The sequence below is a fragment of the Sodalinema gerasimenkoae IPPAS B-353 genome, from assembly GCF_009846485.1.
Lineage (GTDB): Bacteria > Cyanobacteriota > Cyanobacteriia > Cyanobacteriales > Geitlerinemataceae > Sodalinema > Sodalinema gerasimenkoae.
Genome location: NZ_ML776472.1, coordinates 1028158 through 1051205, shown reverse-complemented (window position 1 = coordinate 1051205; position 23048 = coordinate 1028158). Strand labels below are relative to the sequence as shown.

Sequence of the window (23048 nt, the reverse complement as noted above, 5' to 3'; positions counted from 1 at the left end):
AGCATTCAGTCTGTCTCAGATCTGAAACCAGCCCAACTGAGGTGGCCCGAGATGAGGCGTTTCTCTGTCGGTGGTCATGCTCGCCATAGAAGCGGAAGGGGTCGCGCTTGGATGAGTCTGAAGTGTTTGCTTGTTTTTAGTTAAAAATTGCTTAAAAAGTTGACAAACCGCCCATGACATTGCAAAAGTGCTTGACATTCGCCTCGACTTTACTCGCCTTAGGGCTTTCAATGCCAACCCCGGCAGTAGCTTCAGAGTTTTTACTGATTGACGTAAACGGTTCAGCTCAAATCAGACGTTCAGGACAATCCCAATATCAGCCCGCTCGTGGGGGAATGCGCTTGAATCTTGGCGATCTCGTGCGAACTCAAGGGGGCGCTCAAGTCCGTATCCGCTGCTCAGATTTGACCACCACCTGGACGATGAATTCCAATATTGAGCGGGGTGTGGTTTGGGGCTGTCCTCCTGATGGCGGCTTCAGCTTGAGGGTGGGACGTCAAAGTGATAATATCCTCGGCGGTATTGATCCCACTCTTCCCTACATCGTCACGCCGCGCCGCACCGTGATTTCCGACCCTCAACTGGTGCTACGTTGGAATCCGGTGGCCGGGGCCAGCCGCTATACCGTACAAGTGATTGGCTCTGATGTGACCTGGGAAACCGAGGTGAGCGGGACTCAGGTACAGTATCCTGGGACTCCCCCCTTAACTCCAGGAGTCGACTATCGCGTCATCGTTGAAGCCGATACCGGCGTCTCTTCTCAGCTTGATGTGGGGTCTGAAACAGCGACGTTTGAGGTGTTGTATCCAGAGGATTTAGAACTCGTTGCTGCGGATATTGCTCAGATTCGCGAACAAGGCTTTCCCGAAGAAACCGAAGCCCTAGCCATTGCCGATATTTATATTCGAGACGATTTACTCGCCGAGGCGATCGAGATGTTAGAGCCGTTTGTGGCCTCGGGAACCCAAACCCTAGAGGTGTATCAGGTTTTGGGAGATATCTATCGTTATGTCGGCTTGAACCTGTTAGCTAAGGCGCGATATGAACGGGCGATCGCGATCGCCACCGCCAACGAGGAAATTCAAGGATTAGCCGATGCTCGCTCAGGGTTAGCCGAAGTCAAAGTCCTGTTAGAGCAACCCGAGGCGGCGATCGAACTACTGATGGAAGCCCAAAGCGGTTACGAACGCCTCAATGACACCGAACGCATCGAAGAATTACAAGCTCGGATTGAGGATTTAACATGATCAATTCTCAAGCTGGGGGCTGGGTTCGACTCGGGTTCGTCATTTTGACAACGAGCCTTGTGAGTTCCCCAGTTTACGCCGCATCGGAAGGCACGATTTACCCGACGGCTAAGGGCCTCTCTCAGACGTTAGATGAGCCGTTCCTGGCGCAAATCATACCCGATCGCACCTTAGGCGGTGATGCCTCCATCGTGACTCCCGATCTCGACCGTGGCAACACCATGATTGAAGGTGGGGCCATGCGTGGCTCAAACCTCTTCCACAGTTTTCAAGAGTTCAACGTCAATAGCGCCGAAGCCGTCTATTTCCATAACCCAGTCAACATCGAGAACATTCTCACACGAGTGACCGGGGACAATTTATCCAACATCGATGGGGTACTCGGTGTCAGCGGTGCCGCGAACCTATTTTTCCTCAATCCCAATGGCATTGTTTTTGGGCCAAACGCGACGTTAGATGTCAACGGGTCATTTTTTGCCAGTAGCGCCAATAGCCTGGTGTTCCGAGATGGCAGTCGATTTAGTGCAACCGCCCCCGAATCGCCCCCTCTTTTGACCGTCGGCGTTCCCGTTGGCGTGCAATTTGGCAACAGTCCGGGGGCTATTGAGGCAACTGGGGCCGTTTTGGCAGTTCCAGAACAGGCAACCCTGGCCTTGCTCGGGGGTGCGATCGCCCTCGATGGTGCTCAACTAGAAGCCCCTGGAGGACAAGTCGCCCTCGGAGGAGTCAGCGAGACGGGAACCATTGCCTTGCTATCTCGCCAGTCAGGGCCGATCTGGCATCTGAGCGGATGGGAGTTTCCTGACAACCTGGGGCGATCGTCAATTTCCCTCACCAACGCTAGCATCAGTGTCGTTGACAGGATTGGCGGTGAGATTGCGATCAATGGCTCCGACATTACCATCAGCAACAGTTCTGTAGAGGCTGGCATTGCCGAAGGATTGGGAGTTCCCGACACAGACTCAGGAAATATCGAACTTAACGCCACCGGACAACTGACCCTGTCTGATAGCGAAATTGTCAATAAAGTTAGAGAAAATTCCCTGGGAAATGCTGGTAACGTCAGTCTCACAGGCGAGACAGTGATCGTCAACCAAGAAGCGTTCCTCGCTTCGATGACTTTGAGTGAGGGAAATGCCGGTAACGTCAGTCTCATAGGCGAGACGGTGAACATCAGTGAAGAGGCTGAACTCTCTTCAAGTACAGTGGGTAGGGGAAATGCTGGCACCGTCAGTCTCATGGGCAAGATAGTAGAAGTGCGAGATGGCGCGTTCGTCCTTTCGAGTACCGTGGGTGAGGGAAATGCTGGTATCGTCAGTCTCATGGGCGAGACAGTAGAAGTGCGAGATGGCGCGTTCCTCTCTTCGAGTACTTCAGGTGACGGAAATGCCGGCAACGTTAGTCTTACGGGCAAGACAGTGATAGTCAGCCAAGAAGCGTTCCTCTCTTCGAGTAGCTTGAGTACCTTGATTGAGGGAAATGTCGGTAATATCATTCTCACGGGCGGGACAGGAAATGCCGGTAACGTCAGTCTCACGGGCGAGACAGTAGAAGTGCGAGATGGCGCGTTCCTATCTTCGGGTACTTTCGGTGAGGGAAATGCTGGTAACGTCAGTCTCACGGGCGAGACAGTAGAAGTGAGCGAGGGCGCTTATCTCTCTTCAGATACTTCCGGGGAGGGAAATGCCGGTAACGTCAGTCTCACGGGCGAGACAGTAGAAGTGCGAGATGGCGCGTTCCTATCTTCGGGTACTTTCGGCGTAGGAAACGCTGGAACCGTAACGGTGCAAGCCACTGACTGGGTAGTATTCTCCAACAGTAGGGTATCGAGCAATATTAGAAGTACTGGCCGAGGTAATGCAGGTAGTGTTCAGGTTCTCGCCAACAGGCTGGAAATGCGCGACGGGGCTGAGTTGTCTTCGACTAACGCCAGTTTGGTGACTCCGAATGACTTTACGGCAGGTGACGTTCTCGTACAAGCGGAGTTTGTTCAACTCGATGAGGGGGTGCGGATTTTCGCGAATACTCGCGGACAGGGAGGAAATGTCCGGCTCGATGGTGCGTCCTTGACGATTCTACGACGGGGCAGTGGTATCCAAACCAATGCGCAAGGAGACTTTCCCGGTGGAAATATTATTCTCAATACAACTCTTCTGGTCGCTGGCGAAAATAGCGATATTACCGCCAACGCTACCAACAGTTCTGGCGGACGAGTTCAGATTACGACTCAAGGGATTTTTGGGACTGAGTTTCGCGACGAGTTAACTCCTAGAAGCGATATTACCGCTACGTCGGAACTGGGGCGGCAGTTTAGCGGGGTTGTTGCCATTATTTCGCCTGATGTCAATCCGACATCGGGATTAACAGAGTTGCCGCAAAGTCCGGTGGATGTGTCTAGGCTTTTGGGGACGGGATGTTCTCCGCAAAATATCAGCAGTTTTACGGTGACGGGACGGGGCGGGTTACCCCCGAGTCCGACGGATTTACTCGATCGCACCCGAGTTTTGCCCGATTTAGGCCCCGAGTTGGATGTCTCAACCCCTGAGGCCACTCCTGAATCGGGGATCGATCGCCCCTTGACCCCCCTGGTAGAAGCGACGGGCTGGGTGCGTCAGTCTGACGGCGCTGTGGTGTTGGTGATGGCTGAGGCGACGCGGTCTGATGTCTGGCAACCCCTCGGAGACTGCGGCGACAATTAATGATTCTGCGTTGATCTGAGTGATTTCTGAGGGATTTTCCTTCTATTGTGATGTCGTATGAAACAGCTTCTCCAATTCCTTGTCATCGCTGCCAGTGTCTTCTGGCTAACCCTCGCCTTCAGTAGTCGCCCCACACCGGCGATGACGGGGTTGGCAAGCCTAAATGGTTCTGAACCCGCCGTTATTGGGGAGCGCACTCTAGGGGACGACCCTCATGGGTTACTGCGCCAAGGTCGCCAATATTATGGCCAGGGACAGTTTCAAGCGGCGTTCAGGGCTTGGGAAGCGGCAGAACAAGGGTTTGCTCGTCAGGGAGATGCGATCGCCCGCGCGATGGTGTTGAGTAATCAAGCTCTGGCTCTACAACAGCTCGATCGCCTCGATGAAGCCCTTAACGCCATCTCCCGAGGTCGAGATCTACTGGAGAGCGAGGATATCAATGGCTCTGATGTCGATGGGCGGCGATTGCGGTTCCCGCACGCTTCGCGATCGCGCGTGTTGGCCCAAGTCCTCAATACTGAAGCGGGACTACTCCTCGATCTCGGACAGCCTGAGGAGGCCCTTGAAATCTGGGAACAAGCTGAGAGGCGCTATCAGCAACTCGGGGAAGATAGCCACGTGCTGCAAACTCGCATCAACCAAGCCCAGGCGCTACTGGCTCTGGGCTATTATCGTCGCGCTCAGGGAATGCTGGAGGCGGTGAATGCACGGTTAGCTGAATACCCAGATTCACGGCTGAAAGTGGTGAGTTTGTACCAGTTGGGCAATACCCTGCGATCGCTCGGCCAACTCGATGAGGCGGAAACGGCGTTGACGGAGAGTTTAGCGATCGCCCAAACCCTCGATTCTCAGCCCGATATCATTGCGGCCTGGTTGGGGTTGGCCCACACCGCGCGATCCCGGTCAACTCCCGTCGGACGACAAGCGGCTTTAGACTATTACCAGCAGGCAGCAGTGGGGGCTGAGTCTCCTTCAGAATGGATGCAAGCTCAGGTTGATCGCTTGAGTTTGTTGGTTGAAAGCCAACAGATACGGGGGGCGCGAGAGTTGTTAGCTGAGATTCAAGCTTATCTGGAAACTCACCGTGACCCCCTTTCAAGCCGTCGCAGTGGCTTGTTTGCTCAGTTGAAATTAGCCCGCAATGCGATCGCCCTGGGGGAGCAAACAGACGGCGATATCCTCAACCGCCACTCCATCGCCAACCTGCTGGCCGAGATTCACCAACGGGCGATCTCCTTGGGCGATCGACGGGTTCAGTCCTATGCGCTCGGGGATTTGGGGCATCTCTATGAACTCGCGCAACAGTGGGATGAGGCGGAAACCTTGACAAAACAGGCTTTAGACTTGGCCCGACAACTCCCCAATGCTCCTGATGTCGCCTATCGCTGGGAATGGCAGTTAGGACGGATTGTTAAGGCTCGTGGTAATACCGACGAGGCGATCGCCCTCTATGAGGAAGCGGTTAAGTCTCTGCAAGCCATGCGTCAAGATCTCGCCGTTGTGAATACGGCGGTTCAGTTCTCGTTTCAAGACAGCGTTGAGCCGGTTTATCGCCAACTGATGGCACTGCTTTTATCAACTGATACTGCCCAAGATTATGCGGGTTTAAATCGAAGTTTAAATGACAATCATAATACAAATACTATCCAAACACAAAGCCGTCGTCAAGCAAATTTAGAGAAAGTTCGAGACCTCATTGAATCCTTACAAGTTGCTGAATTGGATGATTTTTTTAAACAGGCTTGTTTGGAGGTCAATCCCGTTGCCTTGGATGACATTGACTCGAACACAGCTCTGGTCTATACAATCCTCTTAGATGCTGAATCCCCCGACCAACAACGCCTTGATGTCATTGCTCGGCTCCCAAATCAGGGCTTAAAACACTACAGCACCACGGTCACAAAAACGGAATTAACCACAACCGTTAACCAACTTCAAAAAGTATTAGTTGAAGACCCCATCGAGCGCAGACGATTTAGAACCACAACTCTACTACCTCTGTCTCAAAAACTCTATGGTTGGTTGCTCGAACCCCTGGAAAAGGATCTCGCCGATAGCAACGTGAATACTATCGCCTTTGTCTTAGACGGGCCGTTACGGAACCTTCCTATGTCGATTCTCCATGACGGCGATCGCTATCTCGTGCAACAGTACAGCCTCGCCCTCAGTCCCGGCTTAAAACTCATCGATCCCAAACCCTTGGAACGGGGCACGATGACGGCCCTAATCGCGGGATTATCTGAAGAAGTGACCCAGGATTTCCCCCCCTTGCCGCAGGTGATCATCGAAGTTGAGGCGATTCGCGATCGCATCCCCAACAGTCAGGTGTTGTTAAATCAGGACTATACCCAAGCCAACATTCAAGCACAATTGCAGCGCAATCACTATTCCATCGTCCATCTAGCTACCCACGGTCAATTTAGCTCCAGCAGCGAGGAGACCTTCATCCTAGCCTGGCCCTCTGAGGTGGACAACAACTACCGTATCAACGTCAACGAACTGCAAAACCTGTTGCAAACCCGAGATGTCAGTGGAGAGGCGATCGAGTTATTAGTTCTCAGCGCCTGTCAAACCGCAGCGGGGGACGATCGCGCGGCTTTGGGATTAGCCGGTGTCGCCTTCCGTGCTGGCGCTCGTAGTACCATCGCCACCCTTTGGCCCGTCAGTGACGAAGCCACCAGCACGATGATGACGCAATTCTATCAAGAACTCTCAGATCCCAGTCTTACTCGCAGTGAAGCCCTGCGTCGCGCTCAAAATGTCCTCATTGACTCGGAACGCTTCGCTCATCCCTTTTTCTGGGCCCCCTATACCCTGATCGGAAATTGGCTATGACCCGGCTCGGCCTTCACGGCTCTGGTCTCCCTGGCCCAGCAGTCGCTACAATAACTCTAACCGCTTATGTCTCTGAGATCTCATGGCTACTGGCAACGAAAATTTCTGGTTAAATGTCTCCCGTTACCCTCGCTATCTGATTACGTTCATTTTTGGCACGTTTTATGTCATTTATGACTGGATTAAGCCCCTGGCGAAGGAACGACCTCTGTTTTTGGGCTTGGTGGTCACGTTTATGATTGCCCTATTTATGTTTATGTACTTCACTCTTGAGGCGATGTTGGGGATCTCAACGGTTCAACTGGCGTAAACAATTCAGGTAAACTGGGGATAGGAGCGCCTTGTCTGGCGCTCATCGCATCGCAAGAGAGCAAAGAGTATGGCTACTAACCGTCGCACCTCCCGCGTGGCTTCCCTGATTAAACGGGAAGTCAGTGATTTGTTGCTGCATGGCATTAAAGACGATCGCGTCGGGGCTGGCATGGTCAGCATTACGGATGTCAATGTCTCGGGAGATTTACAACACGCTAAAATCTTCGTCAGTATCTATGGCACCGATGAGGCCCGGGCCGAAACCATGGCTGGCTTAACCTCGGCCACCAGTTATGTCCGACGGGAACTCGGATCTCGGGTGCGGCTGCGGCGAACGCCTGAGGTGCAGTTTGTTGAGGATCGTTCCCTCGAACGGGGCGATCGCACCCTCGATCTCCTCAATCGTATTGCCCGTCCATCTGAAGAAGACGCCGAAACTCCCTAGACACCCCCACTCGGAGCGGGATCCCTCTCCTCCGAGTGGTTTTAGTTTGAATTCTGTACAAAAATCAGCGAAAGGACTCGCGAAAAATGCGCAGCCCAGATGTTTGGCTCGACGCCGCCCGCACCGGAGCGGCGCAAGCCTATCCACTTAAAATACCAAAATTGATGAATAAGAGGATTAAACTTGAATTGATTCAATCATAACAACCCTAATAAGGTCTTGTCAAGAAAAAACTCAGGTTTTTCTGATAATAAATATTACAAAATCTTGCAGGCTAGGCAGCTGAAAAATTGCAAGGAGGGTTCGGTTAACTCGCCTCGACAACACCTAGGCAAATTTGTGATAATTAGGGAGAGTCGGCTAGGTGTCACATTTACATTGCCCAAAGTCCTATCAGTCGATCTGGGAGCTACCCATCGCTAAATCAAGACTGGGGCGATCGCCTAATTCATTCCAAGAGGCAGTGACAACGCCAGTCGGCTAACTTGCTTAATCACTCCACCATCAATCCTTCTGACTTAACTATCCCTTAGTGGTAAATCCCCCCTAAATCATCTGGGAATTTACCCATGTTTCGTCCTGTCGAGATTACGAGTAAAACGGAAGCGGTTTATCAAAAAACCGGGTTGTTAATAAAGTGAGAGGATAACCATGAGAATTGCCCAAGTTTCACCCCTATGGGAAAAAGTTCCACCCCCTGGCTATGGTGGCATTGAACTCGTTGTTGGCCACCTCACCGATGAACTCTGTCGGCGAGGTCATCACGTGACCCTCTTTGCCTCCGGGGATTCGCAAACCTTGGCAGACTTAGATGCCGTTTGTCCCCAGGCCCTACGACTCGATCCCAACGTGATCGAACCCCATGCGTACCACATCCTGCAATACAAACGGGTTCTCGAACAAGCCAACGAATTTGACATTATCCACTTCCACATGGGGTATCCAGCCTTACCCTACGCCGAAATGATGACCACTGCGGTGGTTCATACCCTGCATAACGGCTTTAATCCTGAAAGCCACGAAGTCTTTCGGCAATATCGCAACCAAAACTATATCAGTATTAGCGATGCCCAACAGCAGCGCGTTCCCGAACTAAACTTTGTGGAAACCATCCATAATGGCATCGCCATCGAGGACTATCCCTTCGTCGAAACCCCTGCCACCGATCCCCCTTACCTTGCATTTCTTGGCCGTTTCTCCCCGGAAAAAGGGCCTCACCATGCCATTGAAATCGCCAAACGGACCGGATGGACCTTAAAAATGGCTGGCAAGATTGATCGGGTTGACCGCTGTTACTTTGACGAACAGATTTTCCCTCACATCGATGGAACACAAATTCAATACCACGGGGAACTCTCACATGGCGACAAAGCAAAATTGCTCGGATATGCTACAGCCAGCCTATTCCCCATTACCTGGGATGAACCCTTTGGCTTAGTTAGCATCGAGTCCATGTGTACGGGAACCCCAGTGATTGCCTTTGGCCGGGGGGCAGTTCCTGAAATTATTGTCCAGGGAACGACGGGGTTTATCTGCAATACCCTAGAGGAGATGGTCGCAGCCGTATCTCAGGTCACGACATTGAATCGTCAAGCGAGTCGTGATTTAGTCTCTCGCGGTTTTAGTGTGAGCAGCATGGTGGAGAAATACGAGGCGGCCTATCAACAGGTGTTGGACGAACGGTGGTCACAAAATGGTCATCGAGTGACGACAGCCTCTCCCCTGGTTGTGGTGTCGTGAGCCGGATGTTGACCCTTCTCATTCATTAGTGTCATTCAGTGATGTATCTTCCATGTCTATAAAATCCTGTCCCTGTTGTGGTAAATCAATGTTGGAACATATCCGTATGGGACAACTCTATTGGTTCTGTAACTCCTGTAGTTTTGAGATGCCGATCCGCTCATTTTCGGGTCAAGGCTCTCCCGTTGCAGCTAGGAGTTCTGCAACAGTTGCCAAAACGATAGGAGAAACGCTCTCGTAATCCTATCAGGCATTTCAGGTCACGGTGAATTCCCTATCACTGCGAAAGGATAGGGAATTCGCCCCGAACGTATCCTAGGGGACATCCCCAATGGATTATCGAGTTTGTATTTAAATTGTGAGTATTTTCCATGGCTGACCAAATGATAGATTTTTTTGGTCGTTGCTATGAAATAACGGGGAACCGTTCTCGGATTCCCTCAACCCTAAGGCAACGGCCCCAAGCGACTCTGGTTCTTAAATTTGATGATGTTTTTCTAACGACAGACCACTTGGGAAATACCCTCGGGGCCAGTCAAGCCACCCACACGGGCCTATTCTGTCGAGATACCCGTTTTCTGAGTCAGTCCCAACTGATCTTCAATGGCCAATCGCCCCAGTTGCAACACTATGATGCCAGTCGGGGTGATGAAGCTATCATCACATATACCTATCCCCCAGCCGACGACCCTCAGGCGGGAACCGTTGATATTCAACGTCGGCTCATTCTCTGTGGGGGTTTATTTGAACAGATTACTCTGGTGAACCATCAGTCGACCCCCGTCTCCTTGTCGATTCAGTTGGAATTTGATGCGGATTTTCTGGATTTGTTTGAAGTTCGTCGTTATGGCGATCGCCCCCAACGGGGTACAACTCTGCGTTTAGTGGAACCGTCAACGGGGATACGCTTTGCCTATTGTGGCCTGGATGGGGCTTTAGTGGAGTCTGTCATTGAGTTTGAGGGGCAATCTCCCGATGAGATCTCAGACCAAATTGCCACTTGGACGCTCAATCTTCCACCCGAGATTCCCCAACATCTGGGGTATCGCCTCACCCTCCTGACCGATGATCAACTCGCGACCCAAACCGAACCACCAGACTCCTTTGACATTGCCGAGAAACGAGTAGAAGAGACCTGGACGGCTTGGAAAAAGCAAACCACCCAAATCAGCAGCGATAACCCCCAAATCAACGGGGTGGTGGAACGAGCGCAACGGGATATCTATCTATTGCGGCAGTCCTTTGGAAAGGAAACGATTTTATCAGCGGGGATTCCCTGGTTTTCGACCCTATTCGGGCGAGATTCCAGCATTGCTTCGTCGCAAACCTTACTAATTGCCCCTCATCTAGGCCGAGATACAGCCATTTCTCTGGGCCGTCATCAGGGAACCATCAATAGTGACTGGCATGACGAAGATCCCGGCAAAATTCTCCATGAAGTGCGAGTGGGGGAAATGGCCCGTTGTGGCGAAATTCCTCATACCCCCTATTACGGAAGCATTGATGCTACCCCATTATGGTTGTTGCTTCTGGCGGATTATCATGCCTGGACTGATGATGAGGCCACCCTGCATCAACTTTGGCCCAATGTCTTGGCCGCCATGGATTGGATTGATCGTCAATTGCAGCCAACGGGGTATTTAACCTATCTGCGGAGATCGCCGGGGGGGATTCGCAATCAAGGCTGGAAAGACTCCGGCGACTGTATTGTCGATGGTAACGGGGAACAGGTTGAGGGGGCGATCGCCCTCTGCGAAGTCCAAGCCTATGTCTATGCGGCCAAAATTCGTTGGAGTCAGTTAGCCGAGACGTTGAAACGGCCCGACCTACAACAGCAATGGAAAGAGGACGCAAAAGAGCTTAAACAACGCTTTAATCGCGATTTTTGGCTATCTGACCGCAACTATTGCGCCCTGGCCCTGGCTGGAGACGGAACCCCTGTTGATAGTATTACCTCCAATCCGGGACTCTGTTTATTTGCCGATATCTTCGATCCTGAGAAGGCCCAAGCTGTAGCCCGGCGGTTAAGGCAGCCGGATCTCTATAGTGGTTGGGGGATTCGTACCCTTAGCTGTGACTCCCCCGCCTATGAAGCGGACGGCTATCATCTCGGGTCAGTGTGGCCCCATGACACGGCGGCTATTGCGGTCGGGTTGCGGCATATTGGCGAGTCAGAATTTGCCCTAACCCTAGCGGGAAATTTATTTGAGATGTCACAACAGCAACCCGAGTTGCGGCCCTCAGAACTATTTTGTGGCAATTCTCGCCAGAACAATCGTCCGGTGGTTCCCTATCCCGTGGCCTGTTCCCCCCAAGCTTGGGCCAGTGGCTGTCTGTTTCAACTGATTCAGATGGCCCTAAATCTCCATCCCGATGCCCCAAATCGGCAGTTACACCTACATGATCCACGGTTGCTGCCTCACTGTGAGCGTCTGGAACTCGGAGGGGTACAGGTTGGGGATGCTAGCGTTGATTTAGTCCTAGAACAGGTGCAGGGACAACCCAAGCTTGAGGTCTTGAATTGTCATGGGGATCTCACGGTGGCAACCATCCCCTAAAAAGGCGCTACCATGAAGAAATGTAACGCATCTGCCTATCTGTCATGACGGCCTCCGTATCCGCACCGGACTTCTCCAACTCTCCAACCTCCACTACTCCCCAGTTTTGGACGTGGCGAGGGTTCCGTATTTGTTATCGTCAACAGGGCAATTCAGGGCCAGCGATGGTTTTAGTGCATGGATTTGGGGCCTCGATGGGCCATTGGCGCAAAAACATTCCCGACTGGGCCGACTTTGGCCAAGTCTATGCCCTGGATTTACTGGGATTCGGCAACTCCCATAAACCCACTCCCGGCTTAGTCATTGACTACACCTTTGAGACTTGGGGAGATTTAGTGGGGGATTTCTGTCGTGAGGTGGTTGGGGAACCCGCCTTTCTCATTGGCAACTCCATTGGCTGTATTGTCGTCATGCAAACGGCTGTCTCCTATCCTGATTGGGTGCGAGGAGTGGTGCAACTCAACTGTTCCCTGCGACTGTTACATGATAAACGCCGGGCCAGCCAGGCTTGGATTAAGCAAGTCAGCGCCCCCATCCTGCAAAATCTCCTAGCCATCAAACCTCTGGGGGACTTTTTCTTTGCCCAATTGGCAACTCCCAAGACGGTGCGTAAGATTCTCTTACAAGCCTATCGACAGGAAGAGGCCGTCAGCGATGAATTGGTGGAGTTGTTGTTGCAGCCCTCACGCGATCGCCGGGCCAGTGATGTGTTCGTCGCCTTTACTCGCTACTCTCAAGGGCCTCTCCCTGAAGAACTCTTAGACCAGTTGCCTTGTCCCACGTTCATCCTTTGGGGGGAGGACGATCCCTGGGAACCGGTGCAACTTGGACGACAATTGGCAAATTATGCCGCTGTTGATGCCTTTGTTTCCCTTCCCGGCGTCGGTCATTGTCCCCAAGATGAAGCCCCCAACGAGGTGAACCCTCGGGTGCGAGATTGGCTACAGCAGCAGGTTCAAAGGGAAGCAAATCCCTAAAACATTCCCCAAGTGGTTGCACTGCCCATCATGGGAGTCCGCCTATCGGAAAAACCCTCTGAAGTCCTACCTAAAGCGGCTTTATCGATAAATTTGGCACAATGACTTGCCAAATTGAGGCAAGTTGTGATATTGGTATAGTATCGGAGTTCTACTGGCAGTCAATCTCGAAGCAATCTGTTAAGCACTGCCCAACTCGTACTCAATCGTAACTAAAAGAGAATTTGAAAAATTCAAGAGGTCTTATGAACCATCAGGTGATTCACCCTATGGTAAAAGTCCAGCGTCAAGTTCGTTCGCTGGTTGATTCTGAAATCGTCAAACCGGGCGATCGCATCTGGAAAATCGCGTTTCTCTTCGGCGATGACTGGACTCGAATCAAACAAGAGCTGCTGGAATTTGAGTTTTCCATGCAAGATCCCCTCAGCGAACTTCTCGCCGTAGAAGTTTGGGAAGAAGAAGACGAATAGGGGTCAGAGGTAAGCTGCGGCTGGGTCAGGGGTAACATTACGTCGGCATGGTGTTGTTATGGCCGACCTCCTGGCCCGCCGTGAGTTGAGCCAAGGTTTCAGGAAAGTTGCCGTACTCTCGTGGAGTAAGTTAAAAGAGTTTCTGGACCAGAACGCTCTTAACCTTGCAATCTTTGCCACCCTTCAGGAGGCTATCTATGGCTTCATCTCTGCTCAACAACCGTTACCAGATCCTTCAAACCTTAGGACAGGGAGGATTTGGCTCGACCTACCTTGCCGAAGATACCCATCTTCCCTCCCGTCGTCGCTGTGTCATCAAACAACTCAAACTGATGGCGCAGACAGAAGCCAAAAAGGCCATCATCCGAGAGCGATTTGAGCGAGAAGCGGCCGTTTTAGAAACCCTCGGTCAACAACAGCCTCAGATTCCCGAACTGCACGCCTACTTTTGCGAAGCGGGGGAGTTTTACCTCGTCCAAGAGTGGATTGAGGGGGAAACCCTAACCCAGCAAGTCCAGCGTAGTGGGACCTGGACCCCAGTGGCAGTCCAACATTTGTTCCAACAAATTCTGCCGGTATTGGACTATGTTCATAGCTGCTACATCATTCACCGGGATATTAAACCCGATAATATCATTCTGCGGGTTCCCGATGGCTTACCCGTCCTGATTGATTTCGGGGCCGTCAAAGAAGCCGTCCAGAGTGACAGCGATTTGCCTACAGCCTCCTCGGTGGTGATTGGAACCCCCGGCTTTATGTCCAGTGAACAGGCCGCTGGACGACCCACCTACAGCAGCGACCTCTATAGTCTCGCCTTAACTGGGCTGTTCCTCATCTCAGGCAAAACCCCCCAGGACATCCCCGGTGACCCCACAACCGGTGACCTGCAATGGCGTGAAGTTCTCGCCGCCGCTGGGGTAAGCCTCCCCCAATCTCTGATTCATGTGTTCGATCGCGCCCTCAGTTTCCATCCCCGCGATCGCTTCGCCACCGCTGCTGAGATGTTGACGGCACTCTCTCCCGAGGGAGCGCAATCCCAGTTACAAACCATGGTCGTCGCTCCAGCGGCCCCCAGTCAAGTGGTTACCCAGGTGACCTCAGCCAAAACGCCTTCCCCACCAGCCAACTCCCCATCGCCAGGGGGAGGATCCCCCAGGGTGAGTGAGCTGGCAGCGCCCTCTAGAGGCCTCCTCATGGGAGGATTTCTGGTGACTGGACTTCTCCTAGGAAGTCTAACCCTGGGTTGGGAGTTACACCAATCTCGGAACTTTGACGAGACGACCCCAGGGCGGCCAACCCAGGAACAGCCCTCTCCAGACGACGATGATTCCGACGAAACTCCCTCAACCCCCCAGGAGTCATCTCCACCTCCCTCAGCCCCCACTCCTGCCCCCCCCACGCAGAATGAGGCGCCTTTACCTCAAGAAGACCCAGAGTGGCTCGAAGAAAAAACCATTGATGCCGACGAAGCGGCTGAAGAGTCCACAGATGGAGACGCGGCCACCCAAGACGATCCCAGCCTCGATCTCCCCCCGGAGGTGCTCCCTCAACCCACTCCCGAAGACCTACCCAACGGGGAACAGGAGGTGGAACAGACTCAACCTGACCCCCTTCCCAGCCCTCAAGAGAATAATCCAGAGAGCGCTCCCATGTTTGACAGCACCCTCCCTCCCTTAGAATCGGAGAATCCCGAAAAACACTTTCTCCCCTCCAGTTCCAATAACATTCTCGGAGGCGAAAAACTCAACGTCTTCGAGGGCGATCGCACCCTCTACGGAGACTAACTATAATGAGGGATAGGTCTTGATCGCCCTAAACCTATCCCCAACAGTATCCCCGTGAAACTTGTCTTCCAGAGTCTTGTCCTCCTGGCTGGAGTCCTCTTCAGCCTAAATCTGCTGGCGCAACTTCTTGGGGAAGTTCTCTGGTTTGAGGCCTTGGGCTATTTTTCCGTCCTTCTGACGCGATTGCAAACCCAAGGACTCGTTTGGTTAGTGGTCGTCGGTGTGAGTTTGCTGGCCTGTTGGGGCAACCTGAGCCTAGCTGAACGGTTAAAATACACCAGCAAACCCCTCAATTCTCTCTCCCTCCAACCCACCCTCGACCAAAAACTCCAGCCGCAATTATTCGGCAAAGAGCAGCCTTCTAGCCTTGAACCCCAACGACAAAGCCGCGCCATCAGCCTGGGGATGGTTTTACTCATTGGCAGCAGTTTAGGCAGCTTTCTGGGAATTCTCATCCTGTACTATAGCCGTCTAATTCGAGACCGCTGGCAACCGGATTGGACGGTTCCCAACATCAGCCCCCAATCCATCGAACGACTTAATCCCCTACAACTCCTCCAGAATCTTCTACCCATCACGGACTATCCCCTCCAGTGGGCCGGTCTGATTGTGCTGCCCATTTTGCTGTTGTGGTTTCCCCGAACCCTATTGCGGGGCTTAGCCATCACGTTAAGTCTGGGCCTGGGGGTGATTTTGCCGGCCCATTGGGCGCAAATCCTCCAAGCCTTTCATCCCGTTTCCTTTCAGCAAACCGATCCCCTCTTTAACCTCGATATTAGTTTTTATATCTATCAACTCCCCATTTGGGAACTGATAGAATTTTGGACCTTTGGCGTAGCCAGTTTTTCCTTTGTTGCCGTCACCCTCATTTATCTCCTCTGCGATAACACCCTCAGTAACGGCGAGTTTCCCGGCTTCTCCAGGGCCCAACAACGGCATCTCCAGGGCATTGGTAGTGCCTTAATGGGAGTGTTAGCCCTGAGCAATGGCTTACAACGCTATGGCTTACTCTATTCCGATGATGGGGCGGCCTATGGGGCCAGTTATGCCGATGTCACCACCAAATTGCCCGCCTATACGGCCCTGGCTTGGTTGGCGATCGCCATCTCGATTCTCCTACTTTGGCAGGCCCTCTCAGGAACCTATCCCCTCTTCAGACACCCTCGGGCCCGCCGTCCTTTCGACAGTCGCCGCAACGCCACCCCACAAACCCTCATTCCCCCCCTCTACCTAATTCTCAGCGGCTATGCGATCGCCGCCCTCGTCAGTACCCGCATCCTCCCGGAATTAGTCCAACAGGCCATTGTCCAACCCAACGAACTCGCCCGAGAAGCCCCCTATCTCGATCGCAACATCGCCTATACCCGGCAAAGCTTCGACCTCAACACCATCGACGTGCAAACCTTCAACCCCACCGCCAACTTAGACGAAGCCGCCCTCGCCGCCAATGACCTAACCATCCGCAACATTCGCCTCTGGGATACCCGTCCTCTCCTAGAAACCAATCGTCAACTCCAACAAATCCGCCTCTACTATCGGTTCCCCAACGCCGATATCGGCCGTTACAGCATTCCCCGAGACGTCGAGGAGGGAGATTTGCAGAGCCTGGAAACCCGTCAGGTGATCCTCGCCGCCCGAGAATTGGACTTTGACGCCGTCCCCAGCCGCGCCCAAACTTGGATTAACAAGCATCTCGTCTACACCCATGGCTACGGCTTCACCATGAGTCCCGTCAATACCGCCACCCCCAACGGCTTACCCGAATACTTCGTACGCGGGATTGCCGGTGGTGAAGATGATCAAGGCTCCGAGGCTCCCATTGAAGCAGCCAATGAACGGATTCGCCAAAGCATCCCCATTGGTTCGCCGCGCATTTACTATGGCGAATTGACCCATAACTATGTCATGACCAGTACGGGAGTCCAGGAATTTGACTATCCCCAGGGGGAAGAGAATGTCTATAACGTCTACGACGGCGACGGAGGAGTCACCATCGGAACCGGTTGGCGGCGTTGGTTGTACGCCGTCTATTTACGGGATTGGCGGATGTTGTTAACCGATGATTTTCGTCCCGAGACCAAACTCCTATTTCGCCGCAACATTGACCGCCGAGTGCGTTCGATCGCCCCCTTCCTACGCTATGACCATGATCCTTATTTGGTTGTCGCTAACGTCGAGGAGGACTCTGAGGATGACGAGGGGGCAGCCGCTGTCACTGGCAACACCCTCTACTGGATTCTCGATGCTTACACCACCAGCGATCGCTATCCCTACGCCGATCCCGGAGAACATCCCTTCAACTACATCCGTAACTCCGTCAAAGTCGTCATTGATGCCTATAACGGTTCCGTGCAGTTTTATATTGCCGATGACCGGGATCCCATTATTCAAAGCTATCACCAAATCTTCCCCGACCTGTTCCAGCCGTTCAGTGCTATGCCCCCCCCACTGCGGCAACACATTCGCTACCCCATTGATTTCTTCGAGGTTCAGTCTGAACGACTCCTGACCTATAACATGACCGATACTCAGGTTTTTTATAACCGAGAAGACCAATGGGAAGTCCCCATGGAAACCTACCGTGATCAACAACAAACCGTTGAACCCTATTATCTAATCATGAAGCTACCGGGGGAAACCAGCGAAGAGTTTATCTTGCTGCACCCTTTCACCCCGAGGCGGCGGGCCAACCTCATCGCCTGGTTAGCGGGGCGATCGGACGGAGAGAATTATGGACGACTGTTGTTATATCAATTTCCCAAACAGGAGTTAATCTATGGTCCAGGACAAATTGAAGCCCGCATCAATCAAGATCCCCTCATTTCCCAGCAACTCTCCCTCTGGAACCGCCAGGGATCGCGAGTGATTCAGGGCAACCTCCTTGTCATCCCCATTGACGAGTCGTTGCTCTATGTGGAACCGTTATACCTAGAAGCCGATCAGAACGCCCTCCCCACCCTAGTTCGAGTGATTGTGGCCTATGAAAACCAGATTGTCATGGCCCCCAATCTCGATCGCGCCTTCGAGGCAATTTTTGAACCCGAACGTCTCCCCGATCGCAGTATCATTCGTTCGATCGAAGGACTCTTCCCCGGTTTCGCTGATGATCCCCCAGACACCGCCCCACTGCCAGATACGGTGGAGAATTAAGGCATAGGACAACCAGTAGGGGCGCACCCTTGTGGTCGCCCTCTTTCTCTTTCGGCGTGATTATTCGTTCTTTCCCTGATCTTGCGATCGCCCTGAAACATTCTCAATTGCCGCGATCGCCGCTTTGGAACCGGCAACAATATCCCGTTCCTCTCCACCGAGATATAAGCGGCCAAAACTTCCCACCGCTTGCACCTGAAGAATATTGATTAGGGCTGATTTTTCCGCCTCATTGGCCGCTAACGCTGCATAGGCCGCCGGGGCCACTTCCAGGACAAACAAACTCTCCCCCGCCAAAATCATCTGTCCGCGACGGGTTCGGTTAATCAGTTGCGTTTGGTGGGGATCGAGATTGCGGATAATCTGACTCGACATAATCTTGGGTTTGAGGCGTTCATGTTCCGTTACCCCCAAGGCATCTAGGATCGCCACACCGGCCCGGCGGGCGTCACTTTGACGACTGGCATGGACTTCGAGTAATCCATAGAGTCGTTCCACCACTTGCACCCCAGGACGAACTCCGGTGGACTTGAGAGCGACATCAGTAATGCGATTGATTTCAATTCCCGGTGAAATTTCTACCCAGAGTGACGTATCCCCCGGTAACGGCAAAAACCCCAAAGCAACGGTTCCCATATATGCTGCGTGTTGAGGTTGCAGGCTGTCAATATAGACGAAGCTGCGTAGTTCAACTCCCAAAATTCGTTCTCCGTGATAGGGGGACTAGGATTAGATTAAGACCTACACAGTTCCCCCAAGCCATCCCTGACGGCAATCGGGGGCAACTGCGACATTTGATTATACCGTCCAACGGACTGGCTCCCCTAACTTACTTCAAGACTCCCGATGACCTTCGATCGCCTTGTGTTATGGATTGTCTATTTTTCCACCCTCGTCTTTGTCTGGCGATCGCTGGCCAATCATCCCAAACAATGGGGGTGGGCGATTGTCTGTGGGGGAATCTTTAGTTTCTCGTTGGGGTTATCGTTTGTCTCGATAACCTGGGCGGCGATGGTGGGGGGAGGCCTCTGGCTGCTGCTGGTGTTATTGCCGATTCTTGGCCTACGCCAGATTAACCAATGGCTGAAATATGATGAGTATGGGCGAGCCGCCCTTCTGGCCCGATGTCTGACTTGGCTACATCCGGCCGATGGTTGGGGCGATCGCGTGATTCCCTTAAACGCCCTGGCCCTGGCCCAACGAGGTCAAACCGTCCAGGCGGTGCAGTCTCTCAAACCCCATCAAACTCCTAAATCTCCCATTTACCTCACGGCGATCGCCCTGGAGTTTCTCATACAACGCCAATGGCAAGAGTTTATCACCTGGCTCCAGAGCCATGAGGGACAAGTTCCTCTTAATTTCGCTCTCTATCACCTACGGGCTTTAGGGGAAACGGGTCGCTTCGATCTCATGTTACGGGAGTTTGTCGCCCTCAGTCCCCGCCTAAAAGACTTGGGGGATTTTGAGCGGTTGAGTTTAGCCCGACTCTATGTTTTTGCCTTTTGTGGGGATAGCCAGTCCGTCTCACGGCTATTTAAGCGAGAGTTGCGGGATTATCCCCCCATGAAACAACAGTTTTGGCAAGCCACGGCGGATTGGTATGGCGGGCGATCGCATCTTGGTCAGCAACGGTTTCAGGACTTACTCAAAACTCGCCATCATCTCTTCAAACAAGACATCCACCATCGCCTGGAAACTCCCGTCAAACCAACTCCCGCCCAACTCAATAGTCTCTCGTTTCATATCCTAGAACAGCTTAAAACTACCCTAACCCAAGAGAGACGCTATGGGACTCCTGTCTCCGCCCCTCCTGCCTTCGGAACTTGGGGCTTAATTGCCTTAAATCTGCTCGCCTTTTATATCGCTATTCGTCTCGGGGGAAGTCAAAATGTTTGGGTCTTATATCGCCTCGGGGCCCTAGTCCCCAGTCACGCCCTAGCAGGAGAGTGGTGGCGGTTAGTGACATCGACTTTTCTCCATTTTGGCGTCGCCCATCTGGCCATGAATCTCTTTGGACTCTACATCCTGGGCAAGTTTCTCGAAGCCCGTCTTGGCCTAATTCGCTTCTTACTGGTTTACCTCATTAGCGGCATTGGCTCTATGGGATTTATTACACTTTTAGCCCTACAGGGGAGTAATGAGCAATTCGTCGTCGGGGCCTCCGGTGCTGTGATGGGCCTAATTGGGGCGATCGCCGCCATCTTTTGGCAAGGCTGGCGACAGGATAAAGCGGAAATTGCTCGGGAACGATTACGCTCAATCGTCTTGATTATTCTCATTCAAGCCATCTTTGACCTCTCCATTCCCGAAATCTGTTTTCTCTGCCATGCCTCCGGGGGCGTTCTGGGCTTTCTCTCAGGATTACTCGTCCTCCGCAAACCATCTTAACGTCCCACCTCTTCCCCACTTGATGTTAATGGTAATCACACATTTTTTAACAATTGATACCCCCATGAAGTCTTGACCCTTTCCAATTTCATCGGTTACAATCGGGGTACCAACAATAGAAGACTCATGGCAAGGTGGGAGGGGTTCTGCGACAAGCGGCATCAAACATCTGGCCTGCAAAAAAATAATTTTTATTGAATAAAGAATCAACATACACCCCAAACCCCCTCCCCCTCCTCCACGTCCTCGGGCGACCACTACGTGGTTCCCCCCTTGCCTCTTGCCTCGGGCGACCACAAGGGTACGCCCCTACGTCTTTTCTCTTGCCTCTTGCCTATTAATCAATTCCCCGCCATCTGACGCTTCTTCTCTTTTTTAAGATCCCGACGTCCCGCCGCCGCAATTTCCGCATCCAGGAGAGTTCGTCCCGTAGCCGCCAGATAGACATCATCCAAACTCGGGCGAGATTGAGCGATCCCGAAAATCGGCAGACCCTGACCTTGTAGAGTTTGTTGGACTTGGGTTAAGGCATCATTCTGGGAATTAACCACCAAATTGAGGGAATTTCCCTGAGCCTCATTAACAATCGCCTCACGAACGAAGGGGAGGGCTTCTAGCATCTCCTTAACGCGGTTGGCTTCATCGAGGGGAGCAAACTCGCGAATCCGTAGGGTAATGCGATCGCCGCCGACTTTATCCTTCAACCCAGAGGGCGTTCCCACATCAATCACCTGGCCGCGATCGAGAATCGCCACGCGATCGGCCAACGCATCCACCTCTTCCAAATAATGGCTCGTCAAGAGAATCGTCGTTCCCCGTTCTCGTAACTGCTGTAGAAAGCCCCAAACCGCCACCCGGCTTTCAATATCCAATCCCACCGTCGGTTCATCCAACACCAACAGATCCGGCTGATGCAGCAACCCAGCCGCCAAGTCCAGGCGTTTGCGGAGTCCCCCCGAGTAAGTTCCCGTCTTGCGATCGCCGTACTCCGTCAACCCCAACATCTCCAACACCGCCTCAATACGGCCCTCAATCTCCCCCTTAGGGAGGTGATACAACGCCGCCTGCAACCGTAACAACTCTCGCCCCGTCAACACCTTATCCAACGCCACCTCCTGAGCCACATAGCCCAGCAAGCGACGCACCACCCGAGGCCGCTCAATCGCTGACACCCCAGACACCTCAACCCGCCCTGAATCAGGATTCGAGAGAGTACAGAGACAGCGAATCGTGGTGGTTTTCCCCGCCCCATTAGGACCGAGTAAGCCAAAAATCTCCCCCGGCTCAATCGAGAAAGAGACATCCTCAATGGCGGTGACATCGCCATAGGTTTTCTTGAGATTTTCGATATAAACAGTCGGTGTCATAATCCCCTGGGTTGACGGTCTGGCTTTCTCTTAATTATTCTAATTCCCCAAATGCCGAATCGTTCGTCCCCTGCCTCAAAATCCCAATATCGCTATAGTGAAATGGACATCACCAGTGATGATATCTGATGGAGAACGAACCCCTAATCCGCCTAAGCTGTTTCTTCGGTATTTTAGTTCTGATGGGACTTTGGGAAGCGATCGCCCCTCGGCGGAAACCCCAACAGTCGAAACTAAACCGCTGGTTCAGCAACTTGGGAATCGTCGTCCTCAATACCCTCCTATTGCGGGCTATCTTTCCCCTAGCCGCCGTCGGTGTGGCGGCGATCGCCCAAAACCAAGGCTGGGGACTGTTTAACATCCTCTCCCGTCCCTCCTGGCAAGCCATTATCCTCTCCATCTTGGCCTTGGACTTCGTGATCTACCTCCAACATGTCATGTTCCACGCCCTCCCCAGCCTCTGGCGGTTACATAAAGTCCATCACGCCGATTTAGATTTTGATGTCACCACAGGCCTACGCTTCCATCCCCTAGAAATCTTCCTCTCCCTGGGCATCAAAATCATCGCCATTGTCCTGCTTGGGGCCCCCGTCTTGGCGGTGATTCTCTTCGAGATTATCCTCAACGGAACGGCGATGTTCAATCATGGTAATGTCCGTCTCCCCAAGGGACTCGATCGCTTCTTACGGCTACTGGTGGTTACTCCCGATATGCACCGTGTCCATCACTCCGTTATCCCCAGTGAAACCAACAGCAATTTTGGCTTCAATCTCCCTTGGTGGGACTATCTTCTGGGAACCTATCAAGCTCAACCGGCTGCAAGCCATGACGGAATGACCATTGGCCTGGCAGAGTATCAAACTAAACCCCAGGTGGGACAACTCCATTGGATGTTGCTGTTGCCATTTTGGGAAATAGGGGGGAGAAGGGAACAGGGAATAGGGAACAGGGAACAGGGAATAGGGAATAGGGAATAGGGGGAAGAAGGCGGTAGGCAGTAGGCATAACGCATAACCCACCCCGCCCTCCGGGCACCCCTCCCCAGAGGGGATAGACGTAGGGGCGCACCTTTATGG

At 52.8% G+C, this 23048-nt stretch carries 15 protein-coding genes; 13 read left to right on the top strand and 2 right to left on the bottom strand.

Annotation, left to right across the window (positions count from 1 at the left end; genetic code table 11):
• Window positions 1-230 precede the first annotated feature (230 nt).
• The 11 genes from L855_RS04575 to L855_RS04525 all read left to right on the top strand — a co-directional run bounded on the left by L855_RS04575 (window position 231) and on the right by L855_RS04525 (window position 18217).
• Window positions 231-1247 carry a tetratricopeptide repeat protein gene (locus L855_RS04575; protein ID WP_159784752.1) on the top strand — a complete coding sequence of 339 codons (1017 nt, stop codon included), beginning with the start codon at window positions 231-233 and terminating at the stop codon, window positions 1245-1247.
• A 59-nt stretch (window positions 1248-1306) separates the two neighbouring features.
• On the top strand, window positions 1307-3946 hold the full coding sequence (locus L855_RS04570) for a beta strand repeat-containing protein (protein WP_219729866.1): 2640 nt from the start codon (window positions 1307-1309) through the stop codon (window positions 3944-3946).
• 57 nt (window positions 3947-4003) lie between these two features.
• Window positions 4004-6781 carry a CHAT domain-containing protein gene (locus tag L855_RS04565; protein ID WP_159784746.1) on the top strand — a complete coding sequence of 926 codons (2778 nt, stop codon included), beginning with the start codon at window positions 4004-4006 and terminating at the stop codon, window positions 6779-6781.
• A gap of 82 nt (window positions 6782-6863) precedes the next feature.
• Window positions 6864-7091: a DUF751 family protein gene (locus L855_RS04560; protein WP_159784743.1), complete on the top strand. Its 228-nt coding sequence runs from the start codon at window positions 6864-6866 to the stop codon at window positions 7089-7091.
• Between the two features lie 69 nt (window positions 7092-7160).
• Window positions 7161-7538 (top strand): 30S ribosome-binding factor RbfA, encoded by a 378-nt coding sequence (gene rbfA, locus L855_RS04555; protein WP_159784740.1) that lies wholly within the window; start codon window positions 7161-7163, stop codon window positions 7536-7538.
• A gap of 651 nt (window positions 7539-8189) precedes the next feature.
• Window positions 8190-9278, top strand: a complete 1089-nt coding sequence (locus L855_RS04550) for a glycosyltransferase family 4 protein (RefSeq protein WP_159784737.1) — start codon at window positions 8190-8192, stop codon at window positions 9276-9278.
• A gap of 371 nt (window positions 9279-9649) precedes the next feature.
• The gene (locus L855_RS04545) at window positions 9650-11836 is read left to right on the top strand and encodes an amylo-alpha-1,6-glucosidase (protein WP_159784734.1); all 2187 of its coding nucleotides are present in this window, start codon (window positions 9650-9652) and stop codon (window positions 11834-11836) included.
• Between the two features lie 44 nt (window positions 11837-11880).
• Window positions 11881-12813 (top strand): alpha/beta fold hydrolase, encoded by a 933-nt coding sequence (locus L855_RS04540; protein ID WP_159784731.1) that lies wholly within the window; start codon window positions 11881-11883, stop codon window positions 12811-12813.
• A 245-nt stretch (window positions 12814-13058) separates the two neighbouring features.
• Entirely contained in the window at window positions 13059-13283 is a 225-nt protein-coding gene (locus tag L855_RS04535) for a DUF4327 family protein (RefSeq protein ID WP_159784728.1), read from the top strand.
• 197 nt (window positions 13284-13480) lie between these two features.
• The gene (locus L855_RS04530) at window positions 13481-15067 is read left to right on the top strand and encodes a serine/threonine protein kinase (protein ID WP_159784721.1); all 1587 of its coding nucleotides are present in this window, start codon (window positions 13481-13483) and stop codon (window positions 15065-15067) included.
• A gap of 54 nt (window positions 15068-15121) precedes the next feature.
• Entirely contained in the window at window positions 15122-18217 is a 3096-nt protein-coding gene (locus L855_RS04525) for a UPF0182 family protein (protein WP_246198729.1), read from the top strand.
• 60 nt (window positions 18218-18277) lie between these two features.
• On the opposite strand, the gene ccmP is transcribed toward L855_RS04525, so the two are convergent.
• Window positions 18278-18916 (bottom strand): beta-carboxysome protein CcmP, encoded by a 639-nt coding sequence (ccmP, locus tag L855_RS04520; protein WP_159784718.1) that lies wholly within the window; start codon window positions 18914-18916, stop codon window positions 18278-18280.
• Window positions 18917-19063: 147 nt separating this feature from the next.
• Here ccmP and L855_RS04515 point away from each other — a divergent pair, with 147 nt between their 5' ends.
• On the top strand, window positions 19064-20605 hold the full coding sequence (locus L855_RS04515) for a rhomboid family intramembrane serine protease (RefSeq protein ID WP_159784715.1): 1542 nt from the start codon (window positions 19064-19066) through the stop codon (window positions 20603-20605).
• A gap of 341 nt (window positions 20606-20946) precedes the next feature.
• Here the strand turns inward: L855_RS04515 and L855_RS04510 are convergent, their stop codons facing one another.
• Window positions 20947-21972, bottom strand: a complete 1026-nt coding sequence (locus L855_RS04510) for an ABC transporter ATP-binding protein (protein WP_159784712.1) — start codon at window positions 21970-21972, stop codon at window positions 20947-20949.
• 128 nt (window positions 21973-22100) lie between these two features.
• Here L855_RS04510 and L855_RS04505 point away from each other — a divergent pair, with 128 nt between their 5' ends.
• Window positions 22101-22949, top strand: coding sequence for a sterol desaturase family protein (locus tag L855_RS04505; RefSeq protein ID WP_159784709.1), 849 nt, complete (start codon window positions 22101-22103; stop codon window positions 22947-22949).
• Window positions 22950-23048: the final 99 nt, after the last annotated feature.

Excerpts from the sequence above, each read along its gene's own strand:
- L855_RS04575 (WP_159784752.1), top strand. The coding sequence starts at position 231 with ATGCCAACCCCGGCAGTAGCTTCAGAGTTTTTACTGATTGACGTAAAC.
- L855_RS04565 (WP_159784746.1), top strand. The coding sequence starts at position 4,004 with ATGAAACAGCTTCTCCAATTCCTTGTCATCGCTGCCAGTGTCTTCTGG.
- L855_RS04560 (WP_159784743.1), top strand. The coding sequence starts at position 6,864 with ATGGCTACTGGCAACGAAAATTTCTGGTTAAATGTCTCCCGTTACCCT.
- rbfA (WP_159784740.1), top strand. The coding sequence starts at position 7,161 with ATGGCTACTAACCGTCGCACCTCCCGCGTGGCTTCCCTGATTAAACGG.
- L855_RS04550 (WP_159784737.1), top strand. The coding sequence starts at position 8,190 with ATGAGAATTGCCCAAGTTTCACCCCTATGGGAAAAAGTTCCACCCCCT.
- L855_RS04545 (WP_159784734.1), top strand. The coding sequence starts at position 9,650 with ATGGCTGACCAAATGATAGATTTTTTTGGTCGTTGCTATGAAATAACG.
- L855_RS04540 (WP_159784731.1), top strand. The coding sequence starts at position 11,881 with ATGACGGCCTCCGTATCCGCACCGGACTTCTCCAACTCTCCAACCTCC.
- L855_RS04535 (WP_159784728.1), top strand. The coding sequence starts at position 13,059 with ATGAACCATCAGGTGATTCACCCTATGGTAAAAGTCCAGCGTCAAGTT.
- L855_RS04530 (WP_159784721.1), top strand. The coding sequence starts at position 13,481 with ATGGCTTCATCTCTGCTCAACAACCGTTACCAGATCCTTCAAACCTTA.
- L855_RS04515 (WP_159784715.1), top strand. The coding sequence starts at position 19,064 with ATGACCTTCGATCGCCTTGTGTTATGGATTGTCTATTTTTCCACCCTC.
- L855_RS04510 (WP_159784712.1), bottom strand. The coding sequence starts at position 21,972 with ATGACACCGACTGTTTATATCGAAAATCTCAAGAAAACCTATGGCGAT.
- L855_RS04505 (WP_159784709.1), top strand. The coding sequence starts at position 22,101 with ATGGAGAACGAACCCCTAATCCGCCTAAGCTGTTTCTTCGGTATTTTA.